The organism is Bartonella sp. AC535YNZD (genome assembly GCF_042196625.1).
GTDB lineage: Bacteria > Pseudomonadota > Alphaproteobacteria > Rhizobiales > Rhizobiaceae > Bartonella.
Genome location: NZ_JBHIQP010000006.1, coordinates 1 through 25438 on the forward strand (window position 1 = coordinate 1; position 25438 = coordinate 25438).

Here is a 25438-nt window from a genome sequence, read left to right on the forward strand (position 1 = left end):
CCCAGTAGGTGAGGTTGCGCATGATGAAAATGGCAATGTCCTCTATTTAACCGATGAAAATGGAGAACCTATAAAAGGCAATGATGGAAAATATATTACTCTGTATCACTTTTTAAAGCCAGAGGAAGAAAAGCATTTACAAAAAGGCCCTAATGGTGCTGTTTATATGTTCTACAATGGCATTTTTAATTCACCAGATGATGTTGCGGGTAATGCTGTCCAATTGGCTGTTAATAAAAAAGGCCCCCTTTATTTTACATACTTCCCCCAAGCTGACGATGCGCTAGTAGAGTTAGGGATAGCGTTTTATCAGAAGTTTTTTGAAGGGAGCACTTGGGGTTTGAGTAATTCGACGAAGAAATTCCAAGACTTTATCACTCGTTATGGCAATGACAAAGCGATTATTAGCATGCATAGCCGAGGTAGCTTTACAGGGGGCAATGGATTGCGTGACCTTAAAAATCGTGGCATCCATGGTATAGGAGAAAAAACAGATATCTATCTTTTTGGACCAGCTGATAACTCTCTATCGATAGCGAATGCATTCTATTATGTGAGTGATGGTAAAAAAGATCATGTTTATTTACAAAACCATGTATTTGATCCCATTGGTATAGGAATTGGTCATAATCCACCTACTGCTTATAAGGTACCCTTGAAGTTCTCTTATGTATTATTTCCATCAGCAATTCCAATGAGAGAGCAAGGGGGTGCTCTCATTGGCCATAACCCTAGTACCCATAATTGTTATGGTGATGCAAGTAAAGAGTGTAGTGGGCGCTATGGAACATATCATACAATAGCAGTTTATGCACCTCATGCAATTTTAGATAATTTAGGTTTAGGTAATTTATGGAGAAAAAAATGAATACACGGTTTAAATTATTCAGCGGGCTTATTCTGTTAAGTATCGCTGGATGTGACTCAAAGCCTCCTTCAAGATACTTTGTTATATGGCAAAAGCCAGATGCAGATTCTACTGAAGTAGCAAAAGCATTGTTAGAGTGTGGTAAGCCAACTCCTTATAATGCCGATACAGAAAATAGTGGATTAGGTTTCGGTGAATGGGCAATAATTCATACTTGTATGCTTCAATCTGGCTTCCACTATAGAAGTGAAAATGGAAAGTGGTGTGAAAATTGTCAAGATGATAGGATTCCGGTGTATCCTCTTAGTGGTTCTATCACGCCTCAACGAAGTGTTGAGAGACGCTTAAATAGCCCTTATTGTAAAAAGCATTCAGAACAACTTGAATGCAAACCTTAGGTCTTGCTTCAGCAGAGAAAGCTTTGAATTTACACCAAATAAAGCTCCAGGTTGATGAGCTTGAGAAAGCCTTGTCCGTTCTTACGTGACAAGGTTTTCTTTTTATGCCGCGTCGTTATAACGTTGCTGTTTTGCTTGCTCGATGACATTCAAAAGATCTGATTGTAACCAACGCGATAAAAAACCAAATTTTAAAGGTTTTGGTAAAGAGCCATTGGTTACATGACGGCGGAAAGTTGAGACACTCATATGAAGCAATTTTGCACTTTCACGGTCTGTTAAAAGAATATCATTTTTTGTCATTTTAAAATCCTTTCACGATAAAAATGGTAACAAATCATAAGTATTTATTAAGCACATTTTTGTTTATTTTTGAAGGTATTTTATTTATATAAAACAATATTTTATCATATAATTTCTGATGTGATACGTGATGAATCTTATTGAGAAAGCATGAGAGAAAAGAGAGAGAAAGTTATCCACAGATATGGGGTTATGCACCCCATATCTTAGGATTGACCAGTGACATAAGCTGCCCATTTATTCATATAGACACGGCGCTGTTCTAGATAGTCAGTACGACGATAGGAGCGCTCTACTTGCCCTCCGGCCGTATGACTGAGAATGGTTTCAGCGACCTCATAAGGGGCATCGGTTGTTTCTGCTAGCCAATCGCGTAAACTAGAGCGAAAACCATGCGGGCAAGCTTCAATTTTATTTTTTCTCATATACGCCGCCATCATCGTATGTGAAAGAGGACCACGACCGGTAAGTGAAAAGATGAAATCACTTTTAGAGATACAGCGGGCTTGTTCAATTACTTTTATTGCTTCAGATGATAGGGGCACGCGAAACTCTGTTGTGGCATCACGCTTGCCTTTCATATTCTCAGCAGGGATTGTCCAGATATCATCTTCAATCTGATCTTCACGAATATGACGCAAAGGATTGCTACGAACCCCTGTAAGGATAAGTAGACGCAAAGCTAAATGTTTTATAGTTGTTGTTTTGCAGAGAAATTGGTAAAAAGCTGGCACATCTCTCCAATCCATGGCTGGTAAGCTTTGTTTTTTATGACGTTGTTTGCCTAAGAGAGCACGTGCTTTTTCTACTACTTGTAAATCAACATCTGACCCTAATGCAGCCGCATGTTTGAGACAAAGATTAAGACGCATCAGTGCTGTTCGAGCAGTTCCAGCTTTTGTATGCCAAATAGGGGCAAGGGTATCACGTATCTCTGTTTGTGTAATCTCTGAAACGGGGAGACAGCCTAATTTAGGGAGAATATGGAGGCGTAGATGTAAAAACCAATTACAAGCCTCACCATCATTTTTTAATTCAGCTTTACGGCTTTCAAAAGCATCTAGAGCAATATCTTTTAAATAATGGAGATTGCGCATTGCCTCACGCTTTTGTTTGTTGCGTTCTTTAATAGGGTCAGGCCCCTCACGTAAAACAGCCCGCCACCTAGTTGCCAATTCACGGGCTTGTTTTAAAGAAACATCTCGCAAGTCACCCAAGCCCATTTCGCGGCGCCGACCATGAATGGTATAACGATAAAGCCATTGAGCACCACCATCTTTACGCTTGTGAAGAAGCAGGCCGGCGCCATCATTATATTTGCCAGCCCCCAATGTTGCGACAGATCTTGCATTAAGACGGTTCATAAGAGCCATTTTAAAATCCTTTCTTATACAAATTTGATCCACACACTCATCCCGCTTGTGACGTGCAAAGGTGTGGTTTTGATTGATTCAAGATAAGCAGACTTAAAATGAGAGAATCTTGCGTTATTCGAGACTCTCATTCAACATACAAAACAGTGAATTATCATTATAATTAAATGCGTTGTTACAATCAGAGACAGCGGTAAGCACGTCAGAAGAGGCAAAGGCTCTTTCAGAACAGACAAAGGATGCGTGTGATGAAGTTAAAGCATCCGTTTCCTCTGTTAAGATAGTTGCAGAAGCGGTTCAGAAGAAATCAGAGGAAGCCGAGAGAGTTGCACAGACAAGTAAGGGAGTCTGTGGAGAAGCCAAGCAACTTGCAACAGAAGCTAAAGACACTTCCACTAATGCGCTTACCTCAGTCAATGATGTCAAGAATATTTCAGAAGAAGTGAAAGGTATTGCAGAAACGGCATTATCGACCGCTACCACAGCTAAACAGACAGGTGATGAGATCGGGCAAAAAGCTTTAGAAGCGTTAACGAAGTCGAGTGAATCTAAGAGTTTAGCAGAAACAGCTCATAGCACAGCAGTAAGTTCACAGCAGACAGCCGCTGATGCAAAAGCGAAAGCCGAAAGTGTAGAGACAGTTGCTAATGCAGCGAAAACCACAGCAGAAGAAGCCAAGAGTGTAGCGGATAGAGCAACAGCGACGGCTCATCAAGCTCAACAGGATGCAGAGGAGGCTACAAAATTAGCTTCTGAAGCGAAAGTGGTAGCAGAGTCTGCGGCGCGCGTTCAGGAGAGACGGCAGGGCAGGTGAGTGGGGAAGCGGTGAAGGGCATAGCACAAGAGGCGAAGCGTAAAGCGGAAGAAGCAGAAAGAATTGCACAAGAATCTAAAGATGCTTTGGATGATGTAAAGCAAGTAGCTGGTCGTGCGAAGTCGACAGCAGAAGAGGCAAAAAAGGTTTCTGAAAGCGCCCAGAAGAAGGCAGTACAGGTAGAGACAGTAGCGGATGAAGCCGAAAAAATAGCTAAAGAAGCCAAACAGACAGCAGGTTATGCCAAACATGATGCGGAGCAAGCCCGTAGTCAGGCAGAAAAGGCAGGAAAAACAGCGAATGAAGCGTGGAGTAAAGCTTATGACGCGAATGAAACAGCCAATAACGCTAAGACTATAGCAAGATTAGCAGAAATGGCAGGCGAAGAAGCAAAGAAAATAGCGGAGAAAGCCGATGACCGAGCGTATGAAGCCAAGAATGAAGTAGAAAAAGCCAAGAAAAAAGCCGAGTCGGCAGATTCACAAGCCTATCAAGCCAAGAGCGAAGCCGAAAAAGCCAAAGAAGTAGCCGATAGAGCGAAAAGGACAGCAGAAGAAGCCAAAAAAACAGCCGATACGACGAAACAAGAGCTTGGAGGTATCAAGAGTTCCCTAGCAACGGCAACAACAGCCCATACAGTAGCTTCACAGGCAAAAGCGCTAGCGGAAGAGGTAAACAATTTACTGAAACAGTCCAATTTAACGGTTTTTTCAATTTCCACACCGTTTCTTGTAGCGACAGGGAAAAAACAACTCACATTGAAGAAAGGAACGCGTATAACCTTGGCAAGCAAAGCGAACGGCAAAAGCAAATAGAGCATGCTTTAAAGACAGCAACAACCCGTTTTGAGGTAGAAAATGAAGTTAATCGAAAAAGTGATGTTGGTGTGCGCTCTGAACTTTCTCGTTGGGTGCGCAACAAATAGATCTATTTGTTGTGGTGGCTGGTTGCCCATTTATTTGGATAATAAGGATGTTGAGGTCATCAGTTCCAACCTTGCAAGAGATATTTTGAAGCATAACAAGCAGAGGCACATTTATGTGGTTGGAAAGATGGTCAAGAAACGAAGCAGCAAAGATAAAGATCTTATCCTTCACGAGATGATAGAGACCTATCAAGGCTTAAAGATGATGTCACGCATCATGAAGTGGTTATTACTGATTATATTTGTGTTTATTCTCGATATTGCACGCCTTATAGATGCGCTAGATAATATCTTCTCACATTTAAAACAGTGTTTTTCAAAGAATTGAAGAACAGAATACTTGACTGTCTTGCTTTGATCGATGATGTAACAAATCTTTTTTAATAATATCCATAAAAGTTCTATTTCTTGCTTTTATATTCCCAATAACAGCACTTGGAGATATAACTTGTACAAATGCATTACCCCTAGAAAGACTTTCCTAATAACATTTTCCTTCTTGAGAAAAAACTTCTATGAAATGATTTGTATCAAGCAATGTATATGCAAAATCATCATCTATTTCAGCTATTAAATATAAATATATCTCATTAACACCATATGCTTTAAGGAATCTGGCATAATTACTTAATTCTGCAACGCCTGAATTTTTGTAATCTGCCGTGGGCTTTTTTAATTCTATTAAGACAACACGTTTTTTTCTTCAGAGTCGAAATAGATAGCTATATCAGATCGGCTACATAATTCTGTTTTTTTCTTTCAGAATTAATAGATAACGAATCAACATTTGAAAGAAGTTCTTGTATTGTTTTCTCACTTTGTAAATGGTTATAACTCATAAATTTATCAGCTGTTTTTCCTTGGTGAATAAATAAATTATGAATGTCTTTTTCTAAAGTTTTTGGTGTTAATAATTTAGAGAATTGATTCAAAATATCATCTCGGAACTGAATGTATTGTGTTAATTCTAAACTAGCAATTTTTTGTGCTTTTTGAATATTTTTTTCCGCGTTTTCAATAAATGAATTTTCTTTGAAGACGCCCCCAATTACATCTTTTGTATCTAGGAAGTCTACTAAATAAGGATATTCTTCAGCAATTTTTTTGAGAAGAGTGCTCTTTTTTTTCTTTAATTTCCGGAAATTGGCTGTTAATATTTTATTTAAAGTGTTTTTAACGTTTGATTAATATTATCCCAAGTTAGTTGGGTTTCTAAGTCAGGATCTATTTTATTAATTTCAAACTCATTCCTTTCGTCGTTAACATACTTATCCAAAATAGGCGATTCTAATAAAAATATCATCATCACATTGTTTATTGGATTGATATTTATAAACTTTGAAAAAGGCATAACAGTACGATTATTAGCACAATAGTAAGCCTCTACTTTAGTTTTAGAATTTGTGTTCTCTTCAAAATAATAAGAAAGGCTGAAGGGAATATTTGAAAGACCGATTTTGAGAGTTTTATTTTCTAAGTAAGGTAAATCTTGCGTATTGATTGTTCTTTTCTCTAAGCTTTCTACATTATGTACATAAAAGTTAATTTGGATATTTTCATCTTTCTTTTAAAAAAGTAAAGGAAGAAGATGATAGTAAATTTCATTATGAACTAGGTTTATATCTAACACATTTTGTTTATAAGATCCTTCAAAAGATAAATGTGTATTCCACCATTTATCTTTTTCGCCATTTTCTTTTTTAAAAGAATCTTGTGTAAACTGTTGAGTGAAATTTGAGCATGATGTTCATCTTTGCTAAAAATAATGATTTTAACTTCTTCGAATATTTTCAAGTAAGTAATACGTCTAACCCCTTTACATCCTTCTTGAATTTTATAATCACTTTTATAAGTAGAGAAAGATTTGATATTCTCTTTTGTAAATCCATCTCCATTATCAAAAACACTTATAGAAAAAATTGGTTGATTCTCCCACAAATCTGCATTGCCATAAAGTTGGAATAAAATATCAATTTTTGTTGCATGAGCTTGTATAGAGTTAACGATAGATTCCTTAAGAACTGTAACGATATTCGTTTATGAAGAAAGATCGCGGATTATAGCATTAAGATTGACAAGCATAAGTACACCAATATATTTTATTTATATATCTCGTTGTAATATTTAAATTTTATAATGATATTAAACACACTATTCCTGATGAAAAGTTAATAATTTTTCACCATAAGAGATATTGTATATGCTTGATAACGGTTTTTGTATAGAGATATTGGATAAGATCTCCACACACTAAAAATAAAGACTAACCAAAATTTGAAAAACTTTATTAGAATCAGAATAAAATACTTATTCTTTCTAAAGGATTTTTTAAATGTTACCCCCTTTGGTAAAACTTTATGCAAACTTCGTATTGATCACTCAGAACCCCTCTTAGATATGGCTAAGAAATTAGATATATCTGTATCATTTTTATCTTCTGTAGAAATTGGCAAAAAATCTGTTCCTGTAGGACTGGAAGAAAAGATAATTGAACTCTATGCTTTAGATTAAGAGAAGGCTTTACTCTTAAGAAAAGAAGCTTATGTTTGACGCAAAAGTTTTACAATCAAGACTTCTGATCCGTTGAGGCGTGAAGCTGTTGGTGAGTTTGTTAGAAATTTAGAGAATTTTTCACAACAAAACTTAGCAGAATTAAAAGATGTTCTTGAGAAAGTTTGCAAAAAAAGAGGCGTTCTATAGAGATAGGTTGAAAAATCCTATTCCCCTAACTTTATTTAGGCATCCCTTATCTTTAAAAAAATATATGAAGAATCAAAAATTTAATAGGAATATAAAACAGAATGGTGGGCGATGAGAGACTCGAACTCCCGACATCCTCGGTGTAAACGAGGCGCTCTACCAGCTGAGCTAATCGCCCAATGCAATGATCAGCAATTGAATGGAGACTATTTAAGGAAGAATTTTTCTAAACGCAAGAATAAAGATGAGATTTGATAATTTTTTTTAAAAATGCATAATCCTTCTTGACATAAACGCATGAACCCCTTACACGACCGCTTGTACCAAATTAACATTGGTTCGAAAAAAATGCGCGGGTGTAGCTCAGTTGGTTAGAGTGCTGGCCTGTCACGCCGGAGGTCGCGGGTTCGAGCCCCGTCACTCGCGCCATTTCATGATTCCTTATGAAGTTTCCTTTATTAAAACATCCATATGCTATGAGTAATGTGGTGGAGTATTTGATTGGGGAATAAATATATTTTTTCTTTCTTTTTATATGGTTTATAAGATATAGGGCTTGCGTCTTTCTTTGCTCTGCGTTACCTATGCCGATAAGAAAAGTATCGCTCTGTATGCCTTTGAAGCAGTATGAATAGAGTTAATAGAGCGATTGTTAAATTTGTCTGTTTGGTCTCGCAATATTGAATCATTGTGTTAAACTCAGGCATTTCGTTATGATGGAAGAGGGTTATGGCTTATTTATTGAGCTCTTATTTACCGGTCTTGATCTTTATTATTGTTTCGGCAGTTATTGCTGGAGCTCTATTGATTATGCCTTACATTGTAGCATATCGTTCCCCCGATCCTGAAAAGTTATCGGCTTATGAATGTGGGTTTAATTCATTTAGTGATGCTCGCATGAAGTTTGATATTCGTTTCTATTTGGTATCAATTTTATTTATTATTTTTGATCTTGAAGTTGCTTTTCTTTTTCCTTGGGCTGTTTCATTCGAATCAATAGGTATGTTTGGCTTTTGGTCGATGATTGTGTTTTTAGCGATTTTGACTATTGGATTTATATATGAATGGAAAAAAGGAGCCCTTGAATGGAATTAAGATCTAATAATTCAACGATTGAGGCTCCAAAACCAAAAGGAATCATTGATCCAAATACTGGTGGGCTAATAGGATCTGACGATAAGTTTTTTCGTGATATCAATGCTGAATTATCAGATAAGGGGTTTTTAGTTACCTCGGCAGATGCTTTGATTACTTGGGCACGTACCGGTTCTTTAATGTGGATGAGTTTTGGTTTGGCTTGTTGTGCTATCGAAATGATGCAATGCTCAATGCCTCATTATGATAATGAGCGTTTTGGATATGCACCACGAGCTTCACCCCGCCAGTCAGATGTGATGGTGGTGGCAGGTACTCTAACAAATAAGATGGCTCCTGCTTTAAGAAAAGTGTATGATCAGATGCCAGAGCCGCGTTATGTGATTTCTATGGGATCATGTGCAAATGGTGGGGGATATTATCATTATTCCTATTCAGTGGTGCGTGGCTGTGATCGTATTGTGCCTGTCGATATTTATGTTCCAGGGTGTCCACCGACAGCAGAGGCATTATTATACGGCATATTATTGTTACAGAAAAAAATCCGTCGTACCGGATCCATAGAGCGATAGAGAGTTTTCTTGTCATGATGAATGAATCATTGGTTGAACTTGCGGCTTATTTGGAAAATAAGTTAGGAAATAAGCTTGAAGAGACTGTTCTTGCTTTTGGTGAATTGACTATTGTGGCACGTCTTGATGCAATTATCGATGTCTTAATGTTTGTTCGTGATGATTCTCGCTGTCAATTTATTAATCTCACAGACATTAGTGGTGTGGATTATCCTTCCCGCGATAAGCGCTTTGATGTTTCTTACCAATTATTATCCCCTCGTGAGAATTTACGCTTACGTGTAAAAGTTCGTACGGATGAAAATACTCCCGTTGCTTCAGCTTGTACGGTTTATCCTGGTGCAGAGTGGTATGAACGTGAAACGTATGATATGTATGGGATTTTATTTTCAGGACATCCGGATTTAAGACGGATTTTAACAGATTATGGTTTTGAAGGATATCCTTTACGTAAAGACTTTCCTGTGACAGGATTTGTTGAATGCCGTTATGATAATGAAGCAAAGAGGGTGATTTATGAGCCTGTTGTTTTGCGCCAAGAGATGCGTAATTTTGATTTTCTTTCTCCTTGGGAAGGAGGACAATATATTTTACCATGTGATGAAAAAGCAGACGGTAAAAAATGATATTGGTTTTGATAAGGCGTTCTATTAGAATAGCATATTTTTAAAATAATTAATGTTTTTAATATGATAGATTTTTTTAATATTTGATATGAAGTTTTTAAAAAAAGCAAGGGGTTGATTGTGGCTGAGGTCAATGTTCGAAACTTTAATATCAATTTTGGTCCGCAGCATCCTGCCGCGCATGGGGTTTTGCGCATGGTTCTGGAGCTGGACGGTGAAGTTGTTGAGCGTGTAGATCCACATATTGGGTTGTTGCATCGCGGTACTGAAAAATTAATGGAAACAAAGACTTATCTCCAAGCGGGTCCTTATCTAGATCGTTTGGATTATGTTGCTCCTATGAATCAGGAACATGCTTTTGTTCTTGCTATTGAAAAGTTATTAGATATAAAAGTTCCTAAAAGAGGGCAATTAATACGTGTTTTGTTTTCTGAAATTGGGCGTATTCTTAATCATTTGCTTAATGTAACGACACAGGCAATGGATGTTGGTGCTTTAACACCACCGCTTTGGGGATTTGAGCAACGTGAAAGATTGATGATTTTTTATGAGCGTGCCTGTGGTGCTCGTCTTCATGCAAATTATTTTCGCCCCGGTGGCGTGCATCAAGATTTACCAGAATCTTTAGTTGAGGATATTGGTGATTTTATTGATCCATTTCTTGTTTCTCTCGGAAAACTTGATGCGCTTGTGACCCCAAATCGAATTTTTAAGCAGCGTAATGTGGATATTGGCGTTGTAAGTATTGATGAAGCTTGGGCACGCGGTTTTTCTGGGGTTATGATTCGTGGAGCTGGTGTTCCATGGGATTTGCGTAAAAGTCAGCCTTATGAATGTTACGATGAAATGGAATTCGATATTCCTATAGGTAAAAATAGTGATTGTTATGATCGCTATCTTATTCGTATGGAAGAAATGCGTCAATCAGCTAAAATTATGCGTCAATGCGTAGAACGGTTACTGGGGACTGAAAAGAATGGACCAGTTTCGAGTTTGGATCGCAAAATTGTACCACCAAAGCGGAGCGAAATGAAAAGCTCAATGGAGGCACTGATTCATCACTTTAAACTCTATACGGAAGGGTTTCACACGCCCCCTGGAGAAGTGTATGTTGCTGTAGAGGCTCCAAAGGGTGAGTTTGGTGTTTATCTTGTTTCTGATGGAACCAATAAGCCTTATCGTGTCAAGTTGCGTGCTCCTGGATTTGCTCATCTCCAAGCTATGGATTTTTTAACTCGAGGCCATATGTTGGCGGATGCTACAGCTATTCTGGGTTCGATTGATATTGTTTTTGGGGAGGTTGATCGCTAATGTCCGTACGCCGTCTTGCAGATGATATCTATCAGCCCGCAGAGTTTTCTTTTACAAAAGAAAATCAAATATGGGTAAAAAATACTATAGAAAAGTATCCTGTCGGGCGTGAGCAATCAGCTGTCATTCCATTATTAATGCGTGCACAAGAGCAAGATGGTTGGGTGACACGTGCTGCAATTGAACATATCGCTCAAATTCTTTCTATGGCATATATCCGTGTCTTAGAAGTTGCTACTTTTTATACTCAGTTTCAGCTTAAGCCTGTTGGAACAAAAGCGCATATTCAAGTTTGTGGGACAACGCCTTGTATGTTACGTGGTTCTGATGAATTGATTAAAGTTTGTCAGAAAAAAATTCATCATGAGCCTTTTACAACCAATCAGGATGGAACATTGTCATGGGAAGAGGTGGAGTGTCTTGGTGCTTGTGTTAATGCTCCCATGGTTATGATTTTTAAAGATACTTACGAAGATCTTACAGCGGAACGCCTTGAAGAGATTATCGATGCATTTGAGGCGGGAAAGGGTCCTGAGATAGCTGTTGGTCCGCAAAATAGTCGTAAATCATCGGAGCCAATTAGTGGTTTAACATCTCTTCTTGATGATGAAGAAAAAAGTAAATCTCTCAAGGGATCAAAGAAAAAGGATAATAAGGGAATGGAATCTTAGTAAAAATTTTTTTGAAAAGATATTCCATTATGTCACTCATTTATAACAACATTTGATTAAAAGTAGAAAGTTTCAAGATTTTTTTTAAATTGCATTTGAGGAAAAGCTAAAAATGCTACGGGCAATAGAAAAAAAGGTGGGGTATGCTAGCTGATAAAGATCGTATCTTCACCAATATTTATGGTTTAAAAGACAAATCATTAAAGGCTGCGATGTCGCGTGGACATTGGAATGGTCTGAAAGGGATTATTGACAAAGGTCGTGACTGGATTATTGATGAGGTGAAGGCGTCGGGTTTACGCGGTCGTGGTGGTGCTGGTTTTCCTACCGGAATGAAATGGTCTTTTATGCCAAAGCAGAGTGATGGGCGTCCTCATTATTTGGTTGTCAATGCTGATGAATCAGAGCCTGGGACATGTAAAGACCGTGATATTTTACGGCATGATCCCCATACTTTGATTGAAGGATGTGCAATCGCTACTTTTGCTATGGGAGCCAATGTTGCTTTTATTTATATTCGTGGTGAATATATTCGTGAGCGTGAAGCGCTACAGGCTGCCGTTGATGAATGTTATGATGCAGGTTTGCTTGGCAAAAAAACAAAATATGGGCATGCTTGCGATATTATCATTCATCATGGAGCCGGTGCTTATATTTGTGGTGAAGAAACGGCCCTTCTTGAAAGTCTTGAGGGAAAAAAGGGACAACCTCGGCTTAAACCACCATTTCCTGCTAATATGGGGATTTATGGCTGTCCAACAACAGTCAACAATGTAGAGTCCATTGCCGTTGTTCCAACAATTTTGCGGCGAGGAGCTTCGTGGTTTTCATCAATTGGGCGGGCGAATAATGTTGGCACAAAATTATTTATGGTTTCAGGGCATGTTAACGCCCCTTGTACATTTGAAGACGCTCTTGGTGTTTCATTCCGTGAATTAATTGAAAAACATACGGGTGGTATTCGTGGTGGATGGAATAATCTTTTAGCAGTTATTCCAGGGGGGGCTTCTTGTCCAGTCGTCCGTGGTGAGGATATGATCGATGCGATTATGGATTTTGATGGGATGCGAGATGTCGGGTCTTCTTTTGGCACAGGGGGAATGATTGTTATGGATAAATCAACCGATATTATCAAAGCAATTTGGCGTATAGCTGTTTTTTTTAAGCACGAGAGTTGTGGTCAGTGTACACCGTGTCGTGAGGGGACGGGTTGGATGATGCGTCTTTTAGGACGTATGGTTGAGGGAAGAGCGCAAAAACGCGAGATTGATCTTTTATTTGAGGTTTCTCAACAAGTTGAAGGGCATACTATCTGTGCTCTTGGCGATGCTGCAGCGTGGCCTGTACAAGGGCTGATTCGTAATTTCCGTCCAGAAATTGAACGTAGAATTGATGAATATACGCGAAATGTCGTCCAAAGAAAAAATATTGCTTTGGAAGTCGTGGGATAGAAAATTTTTTAAAGAGCAACCGAATGCAAATTTTAAGTGGATTATCCGCAGGTTGGATGGGTGATGATAAATATCAAAGTTGATGGCAAAGAGATTGAAGTTCCTGATTACTACACGCTGCTTCAGGCTGCCGAGGCAGCTGGGGCAGAAATACCACGTTTTTGTTTTCATGAATCTTTGTCAATTGCTGGAAATTGTCGCATGTGTTTGGTTGAGGTTAAGGGTGGTCCTCCAAAACCTCAGGCTTCTTGTGCTATGGGGGTTCGTGATTTACGGTTAGGACCTAACGGTGAAGCGCCTGAGATTTTTACCAATACGGAGATGGTAAAAAAAGCACGTGAAGGTGTTATGGAATTTCTTCTCATTAATCATCCTTTGGATTGTCCAGTATGTGATCAAGGGGGAGAATGTGATCTTCAAGATCAAGCAATGCTTTATGGGCGAGATTGTTCTCGTTATACAGAAAATAAACGTGCTGTAGAAGATAAATATATTGGGCCTCTTGTCAAAACTGTTATGACACGGTGTATTCATTGTACACGGTGTGTTCGTTTTACAACGGAAGTAGCAGGTATTTCTGAGCTTGGTTTGATCGGTCGTGGTGAAGATGCTGAAATTACGACGTATCTTGAAAAAGCTATGACATCTGAATTACAGGGAAATGTTATTGATCTTTGTCCTGTAGGGGCTTTAACCTCAAAACCTTATGCATTTCATGCCCGTCCGTGGGAATTGGTCAAAACGGAATCGATTGATGTGATGGATGCGCTTGGTAGTGCTATCCGTATTGATAGCCGCGGTCGTGAAGTTATGCGGATTATGCCGCGCACGAATGAAGATGTAAATGAGGAATGGATCTCTGATAAAACGCGTTTTATTTGGGATGGATTACGGACTCAGCGGCTTGATAGGCCATATGTACGCAAAGATGGAAAGCTTCAACCTGTCAGTTGGACAGAAGCTTTTGCAAAAATTAAAATGGTGATCTCTAAAATCTTTCCAGAAAAAATTGGAGCCATTGCTGGAGATCTTGCTTCTGTTGAAGAAATGTATGCCCTTAAGGCATTATTGAGTTCGTTGGGCTCAACGCTCTTTGATTGTCGCCAAAGAGGAGTTGCTTTATCGCCTGAGTTTGGGCGTTCGAGTTATATTTTTAATCCTACAATTGCAGGTATTGAACAGGCTGATGCTCTGCTTATTGTGGGATCTAATCCACGTCATGAAGCGGCTGTTTTAAATGCACGCATTTTAAAGCGCCAACGAATAGGAAATTTTCCTATTGCATTAATTGGAGAGAAAGTTGATTTACGTTATCCTTATTCTTACCTTGGATCTGGAAGTGATACATTAACGACACTTATTCGGGGAGAGGATGCTTTTTTAAATGTCTTAAGAGAAGCAAAGAGGCCCCTTATTCTTATTGGAGAGGGAGCAATTTCAGGAAATGAAGGTTTACCTGTTTTAAAAAATCTTGCTAAATTAGCGGATGATATAGGTGCTCTTAGTGAGACATGGAATGGATTTGGAGTTCTTCATAATGCAGCATCAACTGTTGGAGGGTTGGATATAGGCTTTACTTCTAAGCTTGGGGTTGCCAATATTCTAAAAACCTGTGAAATTTTATTTCTACTTGGTGCTGATGAAGTAGAATTAGCTGATACAAAAGCTTTTATAGTTTATATTGGTAGCCATGGTGACAATGGTGCGCATGCTGCTGATGTTATTTTGCCTGCATCTGCTTATACTGAAAAATCAGGGCTTTATGTAAATACAGAAGGGCGTGTTCAAATGACAAATAGGGCTGGTTTTGCTCCAGGTGAAGCAAAAGAAGATTGGGCTATTTTACGTGCTTTATCGGATGTTTTAGGACAAAGGCTTCCTTTTGATTCTCTTTCTCAATTAAGACAATGTTTGTTTAATGATTATCCACATCTTTGTGCCGTTGATGATATAGTGCCTTCTGATATAAGTAATCTTAAGGTGCTTGGTTCAAAAATGGTTTCTCTAGAGAGTCAAACATTTACTTCTATGATTAAAGACTTTTATTTGACAAATCCGATAGCACGTGCTTCTGCCGTTATGGCTGAATGTTCATCTCTTGCAAAAAACCGTGTTACGCAAACTGTAGAGTAAAGGCAAAGGAAAAGGAATAATGATGTATGATTTCTTTATGACTTGGCTGTTGCCATTACTTATTATCGTTGGAAAAACACTGCTTCTTTTAGTCGTTCTTTTGATCTTAGTTGCTTATCTTCTTTACGCAGATAGAAAAATTTGGGCAGCGGTACAATTGCGTCGTGGACCAAACGTTGTTGGCCCATGGGGTTTGTTACAGTCTTTTGCAGATTTAATTAAATTTGTTGTTAAGGAGCCTATTATCCCTGCAGGTGCAAATAAGGGTGTTTTTCTTTTAGCTCCTTTTGTTTCAGCGACACTTGCTTTATCAACTTGGGCTGTTATTCCTGTCAATGAGGGCTGGGAGGTTGCAAAGATTAATGTTGGCTTGCTTTATATTTTAGCCATTTCATCTCTTGAAGTTTATGGTGTTATTATGGGGGGATGGGCATCAAATTCAAAATATCCTTTCTTAGGAGCTCTTCGTTCGGCGGCACAAATGGTTTCTTATGAAGTTTCCATTGGTTTTGTGCTTGTGAGTGTCATTTTAATAAGTGGTTCGTTAGATCTCACAACAATTGTTTTTAAACAAACGCACGGGCTTGGTACAACTCTTGGTCTTCCTTTTAACAGTTTTCTCGATTGGAATTGGTTGGTCCTTTTTCCAATGTTTATTATATTTTTTATTTCTGCGCTTGCAGAGACAAACCGTCCTCCGTTCGATTTGGTGGAAGCAGAATCTGAACTTGTTGCTGGTCATATGGTTGAATATTCTTCAACGCCTTACATGCTCTTCTTTCTAGGTGAATATGTTGCGATTGTTTTAATGTGCGCATTAACAACCATTCTATTTCTGGGCGGTTGGCTGCCTCCTTTAGATGTTTGGTGGCTTAATTGGGTTCCTGGTATCATTTGGTTTGTTTTAAAAGTCTGTTTTGTATTTTTTTGGTTTGCTATGGTTAAAGCTTTTGTTCCACGTTATCGCTATGATCAGCTCATGCGGCTTGGTTGGAAGGTTTTTCTTCCTCTCTCACTAGCAATGGTTGTGATAACTGCTTCTTTTTTAAAATTTACGGATTTCGTTTAAGAGGAGATTTTACGATGTCAGGTTTCATTCAGGCGGCAAAGTCACTTCTTCTATTGGAATTCGTGAGTGCTTTTTTCTTAGCTATGCGTCAATTTTTTTCACCAAAGCCCACAATTAATTATCCTTATGAAAAAGGTTTTGTATCTGGCCGTTTCCGTGGTGAGCATGCATTGCGTCGCTATCCAAATGGTGAAGAACGGTGTATTGCTTGTAAATTATGTGAAGCAATTTGCCCTGCACAAGCGATTACAATTGAGGCAGGTCCGCGACGTAATGATGGTACACGGAGAACTGTCCGTTATGATATCGATATGGTTAAGTGTATCTACTGCGGTTTTTGTCAAGAAGCGTGTCCGGTAGAAGCTATTGTTGAGGGACCAAATTTTGAATTTGCAACAGAAACACGTGAAGAACTCTATTATGATAAAGAAAAACTTTTAATGAATGGAGATCGTTGGGAGCGAGAAATTGCTCGAAATATATTGATGGATGCACCTTATCGTTAAGTGTATCATTAAATGAGGTGTCGGATAGTTTTCCGATAAATTGTAATCTGGTATGAAGTTTATACCAATTGTTTGAATAATTAAGGAGAAGCCTATGCTAACAGATCTAGCGGCGGCATTTTTCTATTTGTTTGCTTTTATTATGCTAACAAGTGCAGTTATTGTTATTACAGCACGCAATCCAGTGCATTCTGTTTTGTTTTTAATCCTCGCATTTTTTAATGCTGCGGCTTTATTTTTACTTGCAGGAGCAGAGTTTTTAGGACTTATTCTGCTTGTTGTTTATGTTGGAGCTGTCGCTGTTTTATTTTTATTTGTCGTTATGATGCTTGATGTCGATTTTGCTGAGTTAAAGAGTGGAACTCTTCGGTATGCTCCTATTGGAGCTCTTATTGGCGTTATTATCGCTGTAGAATTGATTGTTGTTTTTGTAAGTAGCTATTTTTCTCCAGTCTTGAGAGCGCATGTTACGCAACCAATGCCTGATTTAGCGCAGCGAACAAATACACAGGCATTAGGAGATATTCTCTATACGGATTATGTTTTCTATTTTCAAATTGCTGGAATAATTTTATTGGTTGCAATGATTGGTGCTATTGTTTTAACACTTCGTCATAAACTAGGAGTAAAGAGGCAATCTATTGCAGAGCAAGTTTCTAGAACGGTAGAAAGTGCCATTGAAATCAAGCAAGTTGAATCAGGAAAAGGTATTTAAGGGGGGCTATATAGATGTATATTGATATTACGCATTATCTCACAGTTTCTGCTTTGATGTTTACAATTGGTATTGCTGGAATTTTTCTCAACAGAAAAAATGTGATTATTATCTTGATGTCTATTGAGCTTATATTACTCTCAGTTAATCTTAATTTTGTTGCATTTTCAGCGTTTCTTCATGATCTCGTTGGGCAGATATTTGCTCTATTTGTCTTAACCGTAGCAGCTGCTGAAGCTGCCATTGGTTTAGCAATTCTTGTCGTTTTTTTCCGTAATCGTGGTTCCATTGCGGTTGAAGATGTTAATGTAATGAAAGGCTAACCAGTGATGTATTATACGATTGTCTTTCTTCCGCTTTTGGGTTTTCTCATTGCTGCACTAGGTGGGAAAACGATAGGAGATCGTGCGAGTGAATTAATAACATGTAGCTTTATGGTGATTGTTGCCATATTGTCGTGGGTGGCTTTTTTTAGTATTGCACTTGGTCATACTCCAGTGATTGATGTATTGGTACTACATTGGATGACTGTTGGTGACTTAAGCTTTAACTGGGCTTTACATATTGATACATTAACAGCAGTCATGCTTATTGTTGTAAACAGTGTTTCGGCATTAGTGCATATTTATTCAATTGGTTATATGCATCATGACCCCTCAAGGTCACGTTTTTTTTCTTATCTTTCTTTGTTTACATTTATGATGCTTATGTTAGTGACCTCCAATAATTTGATCCAAATGTTTTTTGGATGGGAAGGTGTAGGACTTGCTTCTTATCTGTTAATTGGTTTTTGGTTTCAACGCGATTCTGCTAATAAGGCTGCAATGAAAGCTTTTGTCGTCAATCGTGTTGGAGACTTTGGTTTTCTTTTAGGAATATTTAGTATTTTTGTTTTATTTCAATCGGTTGATTTTAGCTCTATTTTTGCAAAAGCTGCAAACAATAGCTTTATACAAAATATGACATTTTTAGGTTGGCAGTTTGATGGACAGATGGCAATTACCATTACATGTCTTTTATTATTTATTGGTGCGATGGGAAAATCCGCACAATTTCTTTTACATACTTGGCTTCCTGATGCAATGGAAGGGCCAACCCCTGTATCAGCACTTATTCATGCAGCGACAATGGTAACGGCTGGTGTTTTTATGGTTGCGCGTATGTCGCCAATTTTTGAACTTTCTTCAACTGCTTTGACAGTGATTATTATTGTTGGAGCAACAACGGCATTTTTTGCAGCAACTGTGGGGTTAGTGCAGAATGATATTAAGCGTGTTATTGCTTATTCTACATGTTCTCAACTTGGTTATATGTTTGTTGCATTAGGTGTTGGAGCTTATGGAGCTGCTGTCTTTCATCTTTTTACGCATGCTTTTTTTAAAGCCTTATTGTTTCTTGGGGCGGGCTCTGTCATTCATGCTGTATCTGATGAACAAGATATGCGAAAAATGGGCGGGTTACGCAAACATATAAAGGTCACCTATTGGATGATGATGGTCGGGACCATTGCATTGACCGGTGTTGGCGTTCCTGGAACACTTTTCGGGACTGCGGGTTTTTTCTCAAAAGATGCGATTATAGAGTCTGCTTTTGCATCCCATAATATTGCTTCAGGGTATGCTTTTTATCTTCTTGTTTTTGCAGCCTTATTAACAAGCTTTTATTCATGGCGGCTTATCTTTATGACGTTCCATGGAAAACCACGAGCAACTGTTGATGTTATGCATCATGTACATGAATCGCCCCCAGTGATGTTGATCCCTCTCTTTATTTTATCTATTGGAGCAATATTTGCTGGTGTTATTTTCCAACCTTATTTTTTTGGTGATTTATACGATACTTTTTGGAAGGGAGCATTGTTTACAAGCAGCCACAATCATATCCTTCATGATGCCCACCATGTTTTTAATTGGGTAAAATGGTCGCCTTTTATAGCAATGATTCTTGGGTTTATGTTGGCTTATTTATTTTATATTGCGGCTCCCTCTCTTCCCAAGAAAATGGCGCGTATTATGCCAGGAGTGTATCACTTTCTTTACCAAAAGTGGTATTTCGATCAATTATATAACTTTTTATTTGTTCGTCCTACCTTTAGAATTGGTTCTTTTCTTTGGAAAGTGGGAGACGGTAAGATTATTGATGGTCTAGGTCCCAATGGTATTGCAGCGCGTGTTGTTGATATTACAAATAGAGTTGTTCGAATGCAAACAGGCTATCTTTACCACTATGCATTTGCAATGCTTATCGGCGTTGCATTGCTCATTACATGGATGATGATCGGGGGCGTAAACTAATGACCGATTGGCCTATTCTTTCTACGGTTACATTTTTGCCGCTTGTTGGTGTTCTTCTGATTTTGTTTATCAAAGATGATAGTGAAGTAGCACGCCATAATATACGTAATGTTGCATTTTTTACGACTCTATTTGTTTTTATTATTTCTTTAATTATTTGGATAGGATTTGATTCTAGCAACCAAAATTTTCAAATGGTTGAAAAATCCAGTTGGTTAGGGGGGGGTATTAGCTATCATATGGGGGTCGATGGTATTTCTATTCTTTTTGTTGTTCTCTCGGCTTTTCTTTTGCCTTTCTGTATTTTAGCAAGTTGGGAGAATGTTAAAGAGAGATTAAAAGCCTATATGATTGCGTTTCTTCTTCTAGAAGTTGCGATTATTGGTGTTTTTTGTGCTCTTGATGCAATGCTATTCTATGTTTTTTTTGAAGGCAGCCTCATTCCAATGTTTATCATTATAGGTGTATGGGGAGGAGCACGTCGTGTTTATGCAAGTATAAAGTTTTTCTTATATACTTTACTTGGTTCAGTGCTTATGCTGGTTGCTCTTATGGTTATGTATTGGGAGGCTGGGACACTTGATATACCAACTTTACTCAATTATCAGTTTCCTGTTCATATGCAAATATGGTTGTGGCTTGCATTTTTTGCTTCTTTCGCAGTTAAAATGCCAATGTGGCCAGTTCATACATGGCTCCCTGATGCTCACGTAGAAGCACCGACGGCGGGTTCTGTTATTTTAGCTGGTGTCTTACTTAAATTAGGTGGGTATGGTTTTCTTCGTTTTTCTTTACCAATGTTTCCTATCGCTTCAGCAGATTTTGCGCCTTTTGTTTTCACATTATCGCTTATCGCTATTATTTATACATCACTGGTTGCACTTGTTCAAAGTGACATCAAAAAACTTATTGCATATTCCTCAATAGCGCATATGGGATATGTAACGATGGGTATTTTTGCTGCGAATGAACAGGGGATACAAGGGGCTATTTATCAGATGCTATCCCATGGAATTGTTTCAGCAGCATTGTTTCTTTGTGTTGGTGTTATCTATGATCGCTTGCATACACGTGAAATTTCAGCGTTTGGTGGTTTAGTGAATAATATGCCTAAATATGCTGTTGTTTTCTTAATTTTCACCATGGCAAATGTTGGTTTGCCTGGAAGCTCAGGGTTTTTGGGTGAATTTTTAACCTTAATAGGTGTTTTTCAAGTAAATAAATTGGTTGTTGTTTTAGCAACAACAGGTGTTATCTTATCGGCAGCCTATGCTCTTTATCTTTATCGGCGTGTGATTTTTGGTTCCTTGGATAAAGAGAATTTAAAAGTATTAATAGATCTTTCTTTAAGAGAAAAATTCCTCCTTTATCCAATGGTTATTCTTACAATATTCTTTGGTATCTATCCAACGCCTATTCTTAAGGCAACGGCGTTTTCCGTAGAAACCCTCATCAATAAACTGCACTAGATAAGGGAAGAATGCACATGCAAACTGAAATAATAGCGCAATTAGTCTTAATTCTTCCAGAGCTTTTAATTGCATTAGGAGCTGTCGTGCTGCTTATGATTGGTGTTTATTCCAATACACGTGCTTCTTTAACAGTGACAGGTTTAGCCATAGCACTTCTTGTGGCAACCATTGTTATTCTTATAGTTTTTCCGAAAAATGGCTCATTTCAAACCAATGCGCTCGTTATCGATTCCTTTAGTCGTTATATGAAAATTTTAATGCTTATTGGTGCGCTCTTTTCTCTTATCATGTCTGTTGGTTTTGCCAATGCACAAAAGTTTAATATATTTGAGTTTCCAGTGCTTGTTCTTTTAGCAACCCTTGGAATGATGTTTATGATTTCAGCGGGTAATATGCTGTCGCTTTATATGGGGTTAGAATTGCAATCTTTAGCTCTATATGTTTTAGCAGCGATTAATCGTAATAATGTGAAATCTTCTGAAGCCGGTATAAAATACTTTGTTTTAGGAGCATTATCTTCAGGGTTGCTTCTTTATGGTATTTCTTTGCTTTATGGTTTTACCGGTCAAATTGGTTTTCACGAAATTGCTCTTGCTTTAAAAGGCAAGAATGTACAATTAGGGGTTATTTTTGGAATTGTCTTTATTTTAGCTGGTTTGGCTTTCAAAATTTCTGCTGTTCCGTTTCATATGTGGACACCTGATGTTTATGAAGGAGCGCCCACACCGATTACAGCATTTTTTGCTGGTGCCCCTAAAGTCGCTGCAATGGCTTTAATCATCCGTATTATTGTGGTGACCTTTATTCCCCTAGGACGTGTTGATAACGTGATGCCTGCATGGCAACAAATTTTGGTGTTCATGGCAATTGCATCAATGATACTGGGTGCTTTTGCTGCAATCGGTCAGAATAATATTAAGCGCTTAATGGCTTATTCGTCGATCAGTCATATGGGTTATGCACTTGTTGGTTTATCTGCTGGAGATATGCTTGGGATAAAAAGCGTTATCCTTTATATGACTATTTATCTTGGAATGACGCTTGGTTCATTTGCCTTTATTCTTGGAATGCGCTCTCAGAATGGAAATGTTGAAAATATTTATGATCTTTCAGGGTTAGCAAAGACGAATCCGTTTATGGCTGTTGTGATGACAATACAGCTTTTTTCTTTAGCAAGCATACCTCCTATGGCTGGTTTTTTTGGAAAGTGGTATACATTTTCTGCTGCTGTCCACGCTGGACTTACGCCACTTGCTGTCGTTGGGATGATAGCGTCTGTAGTTGGGGCTTTTTACTATTTGCGAGTCATTAAAATTATGTGGTTTGATGATGCAAAAGCGCATTTTGTTGCTTTATCGAAAGAGCTTCAATTTTGTCTTGGTCTTTCTGTATTCTTTATTTTATTTTACGCGCTTTTTGGAGTTTGGTTCGCTGAGCTAGCAGAAAAAGCAGCAACAGCATTGTTTTAACGAATATGGTTTATACTTTATCAGATTTTGCACAAAAACAGGGATACACTGTTGAAGCGTACGATAGTGTTGATTCAACAAATCTCATTGCGCAACGAAAAGCGCAAAGTGGTCATCAAGGTAATCTTTGGATTGTTGCACAAGAACAATTACAGGGAAGAGCGAGAAGAGGGAGAACTTGGTCTAGTCCTAAAGGGAACCTTTATTCTAGTCTTTTGTTAATTGAGGATATTGTGCATCAAACTGCTGCTCAACTTGGTTTTGTTGCTGGAGTAAGTGTAGCAGAGGCAATAAAACAATTTATAAAAGATGAAAAGCAAACAAACAATATTGTGAGCTTAAAATGGCCAAACGATATTTTGCTCAGAGGTGTGAAAAGCTCTGGAATTTTGCTCGAGATTTTAAAATTGCCATCACAACAATATGCATTGGTTATTGGTATTGGAATAAATGTGAAATATAATTATGAAAACGCACTCTATCCCACTTCAAGTTTAAAGAATATTGGTTTGCATATTGAAGCAGAACAGTTATTTACGGTTCTGACGGAGTTTTTTTCTAAAAACTATCTCCTTTGGAAACAATCAGGAGGACGCAATATAATTCGCGAAAAGTGGCTTTTATACTCTGCTCATCTTGGGCAACATGTCAAAATAATCAATGATGAAAAAGTCATCGAGGGTATTTTTGATGGTCTTGATAGTGATTTTAACTGCATCATAAAACAAAATAATGGTCAAACAGCCATTATAACAGCTGGGGATGTTCATTTTGGTTCAGCTGCTTCTGCTCATGCAAATCGTATTAATTGATAAAGTTTTATTTCATCATCAGATTATCTTAATGATTTAGGAGATGTTTATGGTTGCGGCCAACGAGAATGAATTTGTTTTTTTACCTTTAGGAGGAGTAGGTGAAATAGGGATGAATCTCGCTGCTTATGGATTTGGTCCTGAAAATTTTCGTGAATGGTTGCTTGTTGATATGGGAGTTAGTTTTGCTGGACCTGAATTACCGGGAGCAGATCTTGTTTTGCCTGATATTCGTTTTCTAGAAAGTGAAAAACACAATATTCATGGTCTTGTTTTAACACATGCTCATGAAGATCATTATGGGGCCGTTCTTGATTTATGGCCAAAGTTACAGGTTCCAATTTACTGTACGCCTTTTACGGCAGGATTATTGGAAAGTAAAAGGCAAGCAGATTTTGAATCTCAAAAAATTTCACTCAATATTTTTCAAGCTGGTGATTGTTTTCAGGTAGGTTCCTTTGCTGTAGAGGCTATAGCCGTTAACCATTCAATACCAGAAGCTGTCTCTTTAGCAATTACAACCTCTTTGGGGACTGTGATTCATACTGGTGATTGGAAAATCGATCATACCCCTTCACTCGGGGCTGTAACCGATGAAAAAAGATTTCGTGCTTTAGGCAAAAAAGGTGTTTTAGCATTACTTTGTGATTCCACAAATGCGTGTCGGGATGGTATATCTCCATCAGAGCAGCAGGTTCAAACCAGTCTTTCTGAAATTATTTTGAAAGCTAAAGGGCGCGTTGCGATAGCAACTTTTGCTTCTAATATTGGTCGGATACGTTCTATTGCTCTTGCCGCTGAAGCTTCTGGGCGTAAGGTACTTGTCATTGGGCGTTCCCTTAAGCGAAGTATTATGGTTGCACAAGAGCTTGGTTATATGAATGGTTTAGCGCCATTTGTAACAGAAGATGATTATGGTTACATCCCGCGAAAAGATCTTGTTTTAATCGTCACAGGAAGCCAAGGTGAGCCGTGTGCTGCTTTGGCTAAACTTTCACGTGATGGAATGAGGAATATTGCACTCTCCGCTGGTGATACCGTTATTTATTCATCACGAAGTATTCCAGGAAACGAAAAATCTATTCTTGAGGTACAAAATCGTTTCATTGATTTGGGTATTGAAATTATTACGAATGAAGATGCTCTTGTTCATGTTTCAGGTCATCCCCGTCGTTCAGAACTTTTACAGATGTATGATTGGATAAAGCCACAGATACTTGTTCCTGTACATGGGGAAGCAATGCATCTTAAGACTCACGCAACTTTAGCCCGTCAAGCAGGTATTCAAACTGTTATGGATATCAGAAATGGCTATATGTTACGTCTCGCACCAAAGCCTGTAAAAGTTGTTGATCAAGTTCCTGTTGGACGTATCTATAAGGATGGTTGCCTAATTGGGGATGAAGATGAATTAGGGATTCGTGAACGCCGCAAACTCAGTTATGCTGGTCATGTTACTATTTCTCTCCATATAAATAATAAGTATGAATTATTGGGGGATATCGGTCTATCAACATTCGGGTTACCTGAAAATAATGGAAAAGGGGAGAGTTTGAAAGATATTCTTTTAGATATTGTAGAAAATACAGTTTATAACATCCCACGGCTAAAACGGAACAATAATGAACTTATTCGAGAGGCAACACGACGTGCAGTAAGAGCAGCTGTTCATGAGATTTGGCAAAAAAAACCTATCTGTACAGTTTTTTTGCATCGGTCAAAATAAAGAATTTTCCTATTACGTTATTTAAAGAGAAAAGCATTTTTATTTTATTGCTAAATAAGAAAAATAGAGAATAGAGCACAATAAATTTTGAAACAATAAGATCGTTATATTTGCAAGTATTCAGAATGCGGCTAT

At 38.1% G+C, this 25438-nt stretch carries 23 protein-coding genes, 2 tRNA genes and 2 pseudogenes; 23 read left to right on the top strand and 4 right to left on the bottom strand.

All coding sequences use genetic code 11. The features are described 5' to 3' along the window. Both ACFIM8_RS04820 and ACFIM8_RS04825 read left to right on the top strand, forming a co-directional pair. Window positions 1–868: pseudogene (locus ACFIM8_RS04820) on the top strand (filamentous hemagglutinin); the annotation flags it as partial. Further along, window positions 865–1266 (top strand): hypothetical protein, encoded by a 402-nt coding sequence (locus tag ACFIM8_RS04825; protein WP_375607604.1) that lies wholly within the window; start codon window positions 865–867, stop codon window positions 1264–1266. The pseudogene ACFIM8_RS04820 and the gene ACFIM8_RS04825, both read left to right, overlap by 4 nt. Before the next feature lie 102 nt (window positions 1267–1368). Here the strand turns inward: ACFIM8_RS04825 and ACFIM8_RS04830 are convergent, their stop codons facing one another. Next, window positions 1369–1569, bottom strand: a complete 201-nt coding sequence (locus ACFIM8_RS04830; RefSeq protein WP_375606826.1) for a helix-turn-helix transcriptional regulator — start codon at window positions 1567–1569, stop codon at window positions 1369–1371. A 206-nt stretch (window positions 1570–1775) separates the two neighbouring features. After that, complete coding sequence (locus tag ACFIM8_RS04835; protein WP_375606827.1) at window positions 1776–2942, bottom strand: tyrosine-type recombinase/integrase; 1167 nt, start codon at window positions 2940–2942, stop codon at window positions 1776–1778. A gap of 172 nt (window positions 2943–3114) precedes the next feature. Between ACFIM8_RS04835 and ACFIM8_RS04840 the strand changes: the two genes are divergently transcribed. The 3 genes from ACFIM8_RS04840 to ACFIM8_RS04850 all read left to right on the top strand — a co-directional run bounded on the left by ACFIM8_RS04840 (window position 3115) and on the right by ACFIM8_RS04850 (window position 5009). Beyond that, window positions 3115–3756: a hypothetical protein gene (locus ACFIM8_RS04840; protein ID WP_375606828.1), complete on the top strand. Its 642-nt coding sequence runs from the start codon at window positions 3115–3117 to the stop codon at window positions 3754–3756. After that, window positions 3753–4571 carry an alanine-zipper protein gene (locus ACFIM8_RS04845; protein ID WP_375614583.1) on the top strand — a complete coding sequence of 273 codons (819 nt, stop codon included), beginning with the start codon at window positions 3753–3755 and terminating at the stop codon, window positions 4569–4571. The genes ACFIM8_RS04840 and ACFIM8_RS04845 overlap by 4 nt, the downstream gene beginning before the upstream one ends. A 225-nt stretch (window positions 4572–4796) precedes the next feature. After that, window positions 4797–5009, top strand: coding sequence for a hypothetical protein (locus ACFIM8_RS04850; RefSeq protein WP_375606919.1), 213 nt, complete (start codon window positions 4797–4799; stop codon window positions 5007–5009). A 1295-nt stretch (window positions 5010–6304) separates the two neighbouring features. On the opposite strand, the gene ACFIM8_RS04855 is transcribed toward ACFIM8_RS04850, so the two are convergent. Further along, complete coding sequence (locus ACFIM8_RS04855; RefSeq protein ID WP_375606920.1) at window positions 6305–6712, bottom strand: ATP-binding protein; 408 nt, start codon at window positions 6710–6712, stop codon at window positions 6305–6307. A 267-nt stretch (window positions 6713–6979) separates the two neighbouring features. Between ACFIM8_RS04855 and ACFIM8_RS04860 the strand changes: the two are divergent. After that, window positions 6980–7381 (top strand): annotated as a pseudogene (locus tag ACFIM8_RS04860) (XRE family transcriptional regulator). A gap of 102 nt (window positions 7382–7483) precedes the next feature. Here ACFIM8_RS04860 and ACFIM8_RS04865 read toward each other — a convergent pair. Beyond that, window positions 7484–7559 (bottom strand) — tRNA-Val (locus ACFIM8_RS04865). A 174-nt stretch (window positions 7560–7733) separates the two neighbouring features. On the opposite strand from ACFIM8_RS04865, the gene ACFIM8_RS04870 reads away from it, so the two are divergent. The 17 genes from ACFIM8_RS04870 (at window position 7734) to ACFIM8_RS04950 (ending at window position 25303) form a co-directional block, all read left to right on the top strand. Next, a tRNA-Asp gene (locus ACFIM8_RS04870) sits at window positions 7734–7810 on the top strand. A 300-nt stretch (window positions 7811–8110) separates the two neighbouring features. Further along, the gene (locus ACFIM8_RS04875) at window positions 8111–8476 is read left to right on the top strand and encodes an NADH-quinone oxidoreductase subunit A (protein ID WP_375606830.1); all 366 of its coding nucleotides are present in this window, start codon (window positions 8111–8113) and stop codon (window positions 8474–8476) included. After that, window positions 8467–9048 (top strand): NuoB/complex I 20 kDa subunit family protein, encoded by a 582-nt coding sequence (locus ACFIM8_RS04880; RefSeq protein WP_375606831.1) that lies wholly within the window; start codon window positions 8467–8469, stop codon window positions 9046–9048. Before ACFIM8_RS04875 ends, ACFIM8_RS04880 begins: the two co-directional genes overlap by 10 nt. A 17-nt stretch (window positions 9049–9065) precedes the next feature. After that, a complete protein-coding gene (locus tag ACFIM8_RS04885) occupies window positions 9066–9674 on the top strand; it encodes an NADH-quinone oxidoreductase subunit C (RefSeq protein ID WP_375614600.1) in 609 nt (202 codons plus the stop codon). A 120-nt stretch (window positions 9675–9794) separates the two neighbouring features. Further along, window positions 9795–10985, top strand: coding sequence for an NADH-quinone oxidoreductase subunit D (locus ACFIM8_RS04890; protein WP_375614584.1), 1191 nt, complete (start codon window positions 9795–9797; stop codon window positions 10983–10985). Next, window positions 10985–11656: an NADH-quinone oxidoreductase subunit NuoE gene (gene nuoE / locus ACFIM8_RS04895; RefSeq protein WP_375606833.1), complete on the top strand. Its 672-nt coding sequence runs from the start codon at window positions 10985–10987 to the stop codon at window positions 11654–11656. The genes ACFIM8_RS04890 and nuoE overlap by 1 nt, the downstream gene beginning before the upstream one ends. Window positions 11657–11799: 143 nt before the next feature. Further along, complete coding sequence (gene nuoF / locus ACFIM8_RS04900) at window positions 11800–13107, top strand: NADH-quinone oxidoreductase subunit NuoF (protein ID WP_375606834.1); 1308 nt, start codon at window positions 11800–11802, stop codon at window positions 13105–13107. A gap of 63 nt (window positions 13108–13170) precedes the next feature. Beyond that, window positions 13171–15240 (top strand): NADH-quinone oxidoreductase subunit NuoG, encoded by a 2070-nt coding sequence (gene nuoG, locus ACFIM8_RS04905; protein WP_375606835.1) that lies wholly within the window; start codon window positions 13171–13173, stop codon window positions 15238–15240. A 22-nt stretch (window positions 15241–15262) separates the two neighbouring features. Next, window positions 15263–16309, top strand: coding sequence for an NADH-quinone oxidoreductase subunit NuoH (gene nuoH, locus ACFIM8_RS04910; RefSeq protein ID WP_375606922.1), 1047 nt, complete (start codon window positions 15263–15265; stop codon window positions 16307–16309). A gap of 14 nt (window positions 16310–16323) precedes the next feature. Next, entirely contained in the window at window positions 16324–16815 is a 492-nt protein-coding gene (gene nuoI, locus ACFIM8_RS04915; RefSeq protein WP_375606836.1) for an NADH-quinone oxidoreductase subunit NuoI, read from the top strand. A gap of 94 nt (window positions 16816–16909) precedes the next feature. Then, on the top strand, window positions 16910–17530 hold the full coding sequence (locus tag ACFIM8_RS04920) for an NADH-quinone oxidoreductase subunit J (RefSeq protein ID WP_375608285.1): 621 nt from the start codon (window positions 16910–16912) through the stop codon (window positions 17528–17530). A 14-nt stretch (window positions 17531–17544) separates the two neighbouring features. Then, the gene (gene nuoK, locus ACFIM8_RS04925) at window positions 17545–17853 is read left to right on the top strand and encodes an NADH-quinone oxidoreductase subunit NuoK (protein ID WP_015856359.1); all 309 of its coding nucleotides are present in this window, start codon (window positions 17545–17547) and stop codon (window positions 17851–17853) included. A 6-nt stretch (window positions 17854–17859) separates the two neighbouring features. Beyond that, the gene (gene nuoL / locus ACFIM8_RS04930) at window positions 17860–19824 is read left to right on the top strand and encodes an NADH-quinone oxidoreductase subunit L (RefSeq protein ID WP_375608333.1); all 1965 of its coding nucleotides are present in this window, start codon (window positions 17860–17862) and stop codon (window positions 19822–19824) included. After that, complete coding sequence (locus tag ACFIM8_RS04935; RefSeq protein ID WP_375606838.1) at window positions 19824–21293, top strand: NADH-quinone oxidoreductase subunit M; 1470 nt, start codon at window positions 19824–19826, stop codon at window positions 21291–21293. Before nuoL ends, ACFIM8_RS04935 begins: the two co-directional genes overlap by 1 nt. A gap of 17 nt (window positions 21294–21310) precedes the next feature. Further along, entirely contained in the window at window positions 21311–22765 is a 1455-nt protein-coding gene (nuoN, locus tag ACFIM8_RS04940) for an NADH-quinone oxidoreductase subunit NuoN (protein WP_375609391.1), read from the top strand. A gap of 5 nt (window positions 22766–22770) precedes the next feature. Then, complete coding sequence (locus tag ACFIM8_RS04945; RefSeq protein ID WP_375614585.1) at window positions 22771–23577, top strand: biotin--[acetyl-CoA-carboxylase] ligase; 807 nt, start codon at window positions 22771–22773, stop codon at window positions 23575–23577. A gap of 49 nt (window positions 23578–23626) precedes the next feature. Then, window positions 23627–25303, top strand: coding sequence for a ribonuclease J (locus ACFIM8_RS04950; RefSeq protein WP_375606841.1), 1677 nt, complete (start codon window positions 23627–23629; stop codon window positions 25301–25303). Window positions 25304–25438 lie beyond the last annotated feature (135 nt).

What these genes read in the sequence shown, in the direction of transcription:
- ACFIM8_RS04825 (WP_375607604.1), top strand. Translation starts at nt 865, where the DNA reads ATGAATACACGGTTTAAATTATTCAGCGGGCTTATTCTGTTAAGTATC.
- ACFIM8_RS04830 (WP_375606826.1), bottom strand. Translation starts at nt 1,569, where the DNA reads ATGACAAAAAATGATATTCTTTTAACAGACCGTGAAAGTGCAAAATTG.
- ACFIM8_RS04835 (WP_375606827.1), bottom strand. Translation starts at nt 2,942, where the DNA reads ATGGCTCTTATGAACCGTCTTAATGCAAGATCTGTCGCAACATTGGGG.
- ACFIM8_RS04875 (WP_375606830.1), top strand. Translation starts at nt 8,111, where the DNA reads ATGGCTTATTTATTGAGCTCTTATTTACCGGTCTTGATCTTTATTATT.
- ACFIM8_RS04880 (WP_375606831.1), top strand. Translation starts at nt 8,467, where the DNA reads ATGGAATTAAGATCTAATAATTCAACGATTGAGGCTCCAAAACCAAAA.
- ACFIM8_RS04885 (WP_375614600.1), top strand. Translation starts at nt 9,066, where the DNA reads ATGAATGAATCATTGGTTGAACTTGCGGCTTATTTGGAAAATAAGTTA.
- nuoE (WP_375606833.1), top strand. Translation starts at nt 10,985, where the DNA reads ATGTCCGTACGCCGTCTTGCAGATGATATCTATCAGCCCGCAGAGTTT.
- nuoF (WP_375606834.1), top strand. Translation starts at nt 11,800, where the DNA reads ATGCTAGCTGATAAAGATCGTATCTTCACCAATATTTATGGTTTAAAA.
- nuoG (WP_375606835.1), top strand. Translation starts at nt 13,171, where the DNA reads ATGATAAATATCAAAGTTGATGGCAAAGAGATTGAAGTTCCTGATTAC.
- nuoH (WP_375606922.1), top strand. Translation starts at nt 15,263, where the DNA reads ATGTATGATTTCTTTATGACTTGGCTGTTGCCATTACTTATTATCGTT.
- nuoI (WP_375606836.1), top strand. Translation starts at nt 16,324, where the DNA reads ATGTCAGGTTTCATTCAGGCGGCAAAGTCACTTCTTCTATTGGAATTC.
- ACFIM8_RS04920 (WP_375608285.1), top strand. Translation starts at nt 16,910, where the DNA reads ATGCTAACAGATCTAGCGGCGGCATTTTTCTATTTGTTTGCTTTTATT.
- nuoK (WP_015856359.1), top strand. Translation starts at nt 17,545, where the DNA reads ATGTATATTGATATTACGCATTATCTCACAGTTTCTGCTTTGATGTTT.
- nuoL (WP_375608333.1), top strand. Translation starts at nt 17,860, where the DNA reads ATGTATTATACGATTGTCTTTCTTCCGCTTTTGGGTTTTCTCATTGCT.
- ACFIM8_RS04935 (WP_375606838.1), top strand. Translation starts at nt 19,824, where the DNA reads ATGACCGATTGGCCTATTCTTTCTACGGTTACATTTTTGCCGCTTGTT.
- nuoN (WP_375609391.1), top strand. Translation starts at nt 21,311, where the DNA reads ATGCAAACTGAAATAATAGCGCAATTAGTCTTAATTCTTCCAGAGCTT.
- ACFIM8_RS04945 (WP_375614585.1), top strand. Translation starts at nt 22,771, where the DNA reads ATGGTTTATACTTTATCAGATTTTGCACAAAAACAGGGATACACTGTT.
- ACFIM8_RS04950 (WP_375606841.1), top strand. Translation starts at nt 23,627, where the DNA reads ATGGTTGCGGCCAACGAGAATGAATTTGTTTTTTTACCTTTAGGAGGA.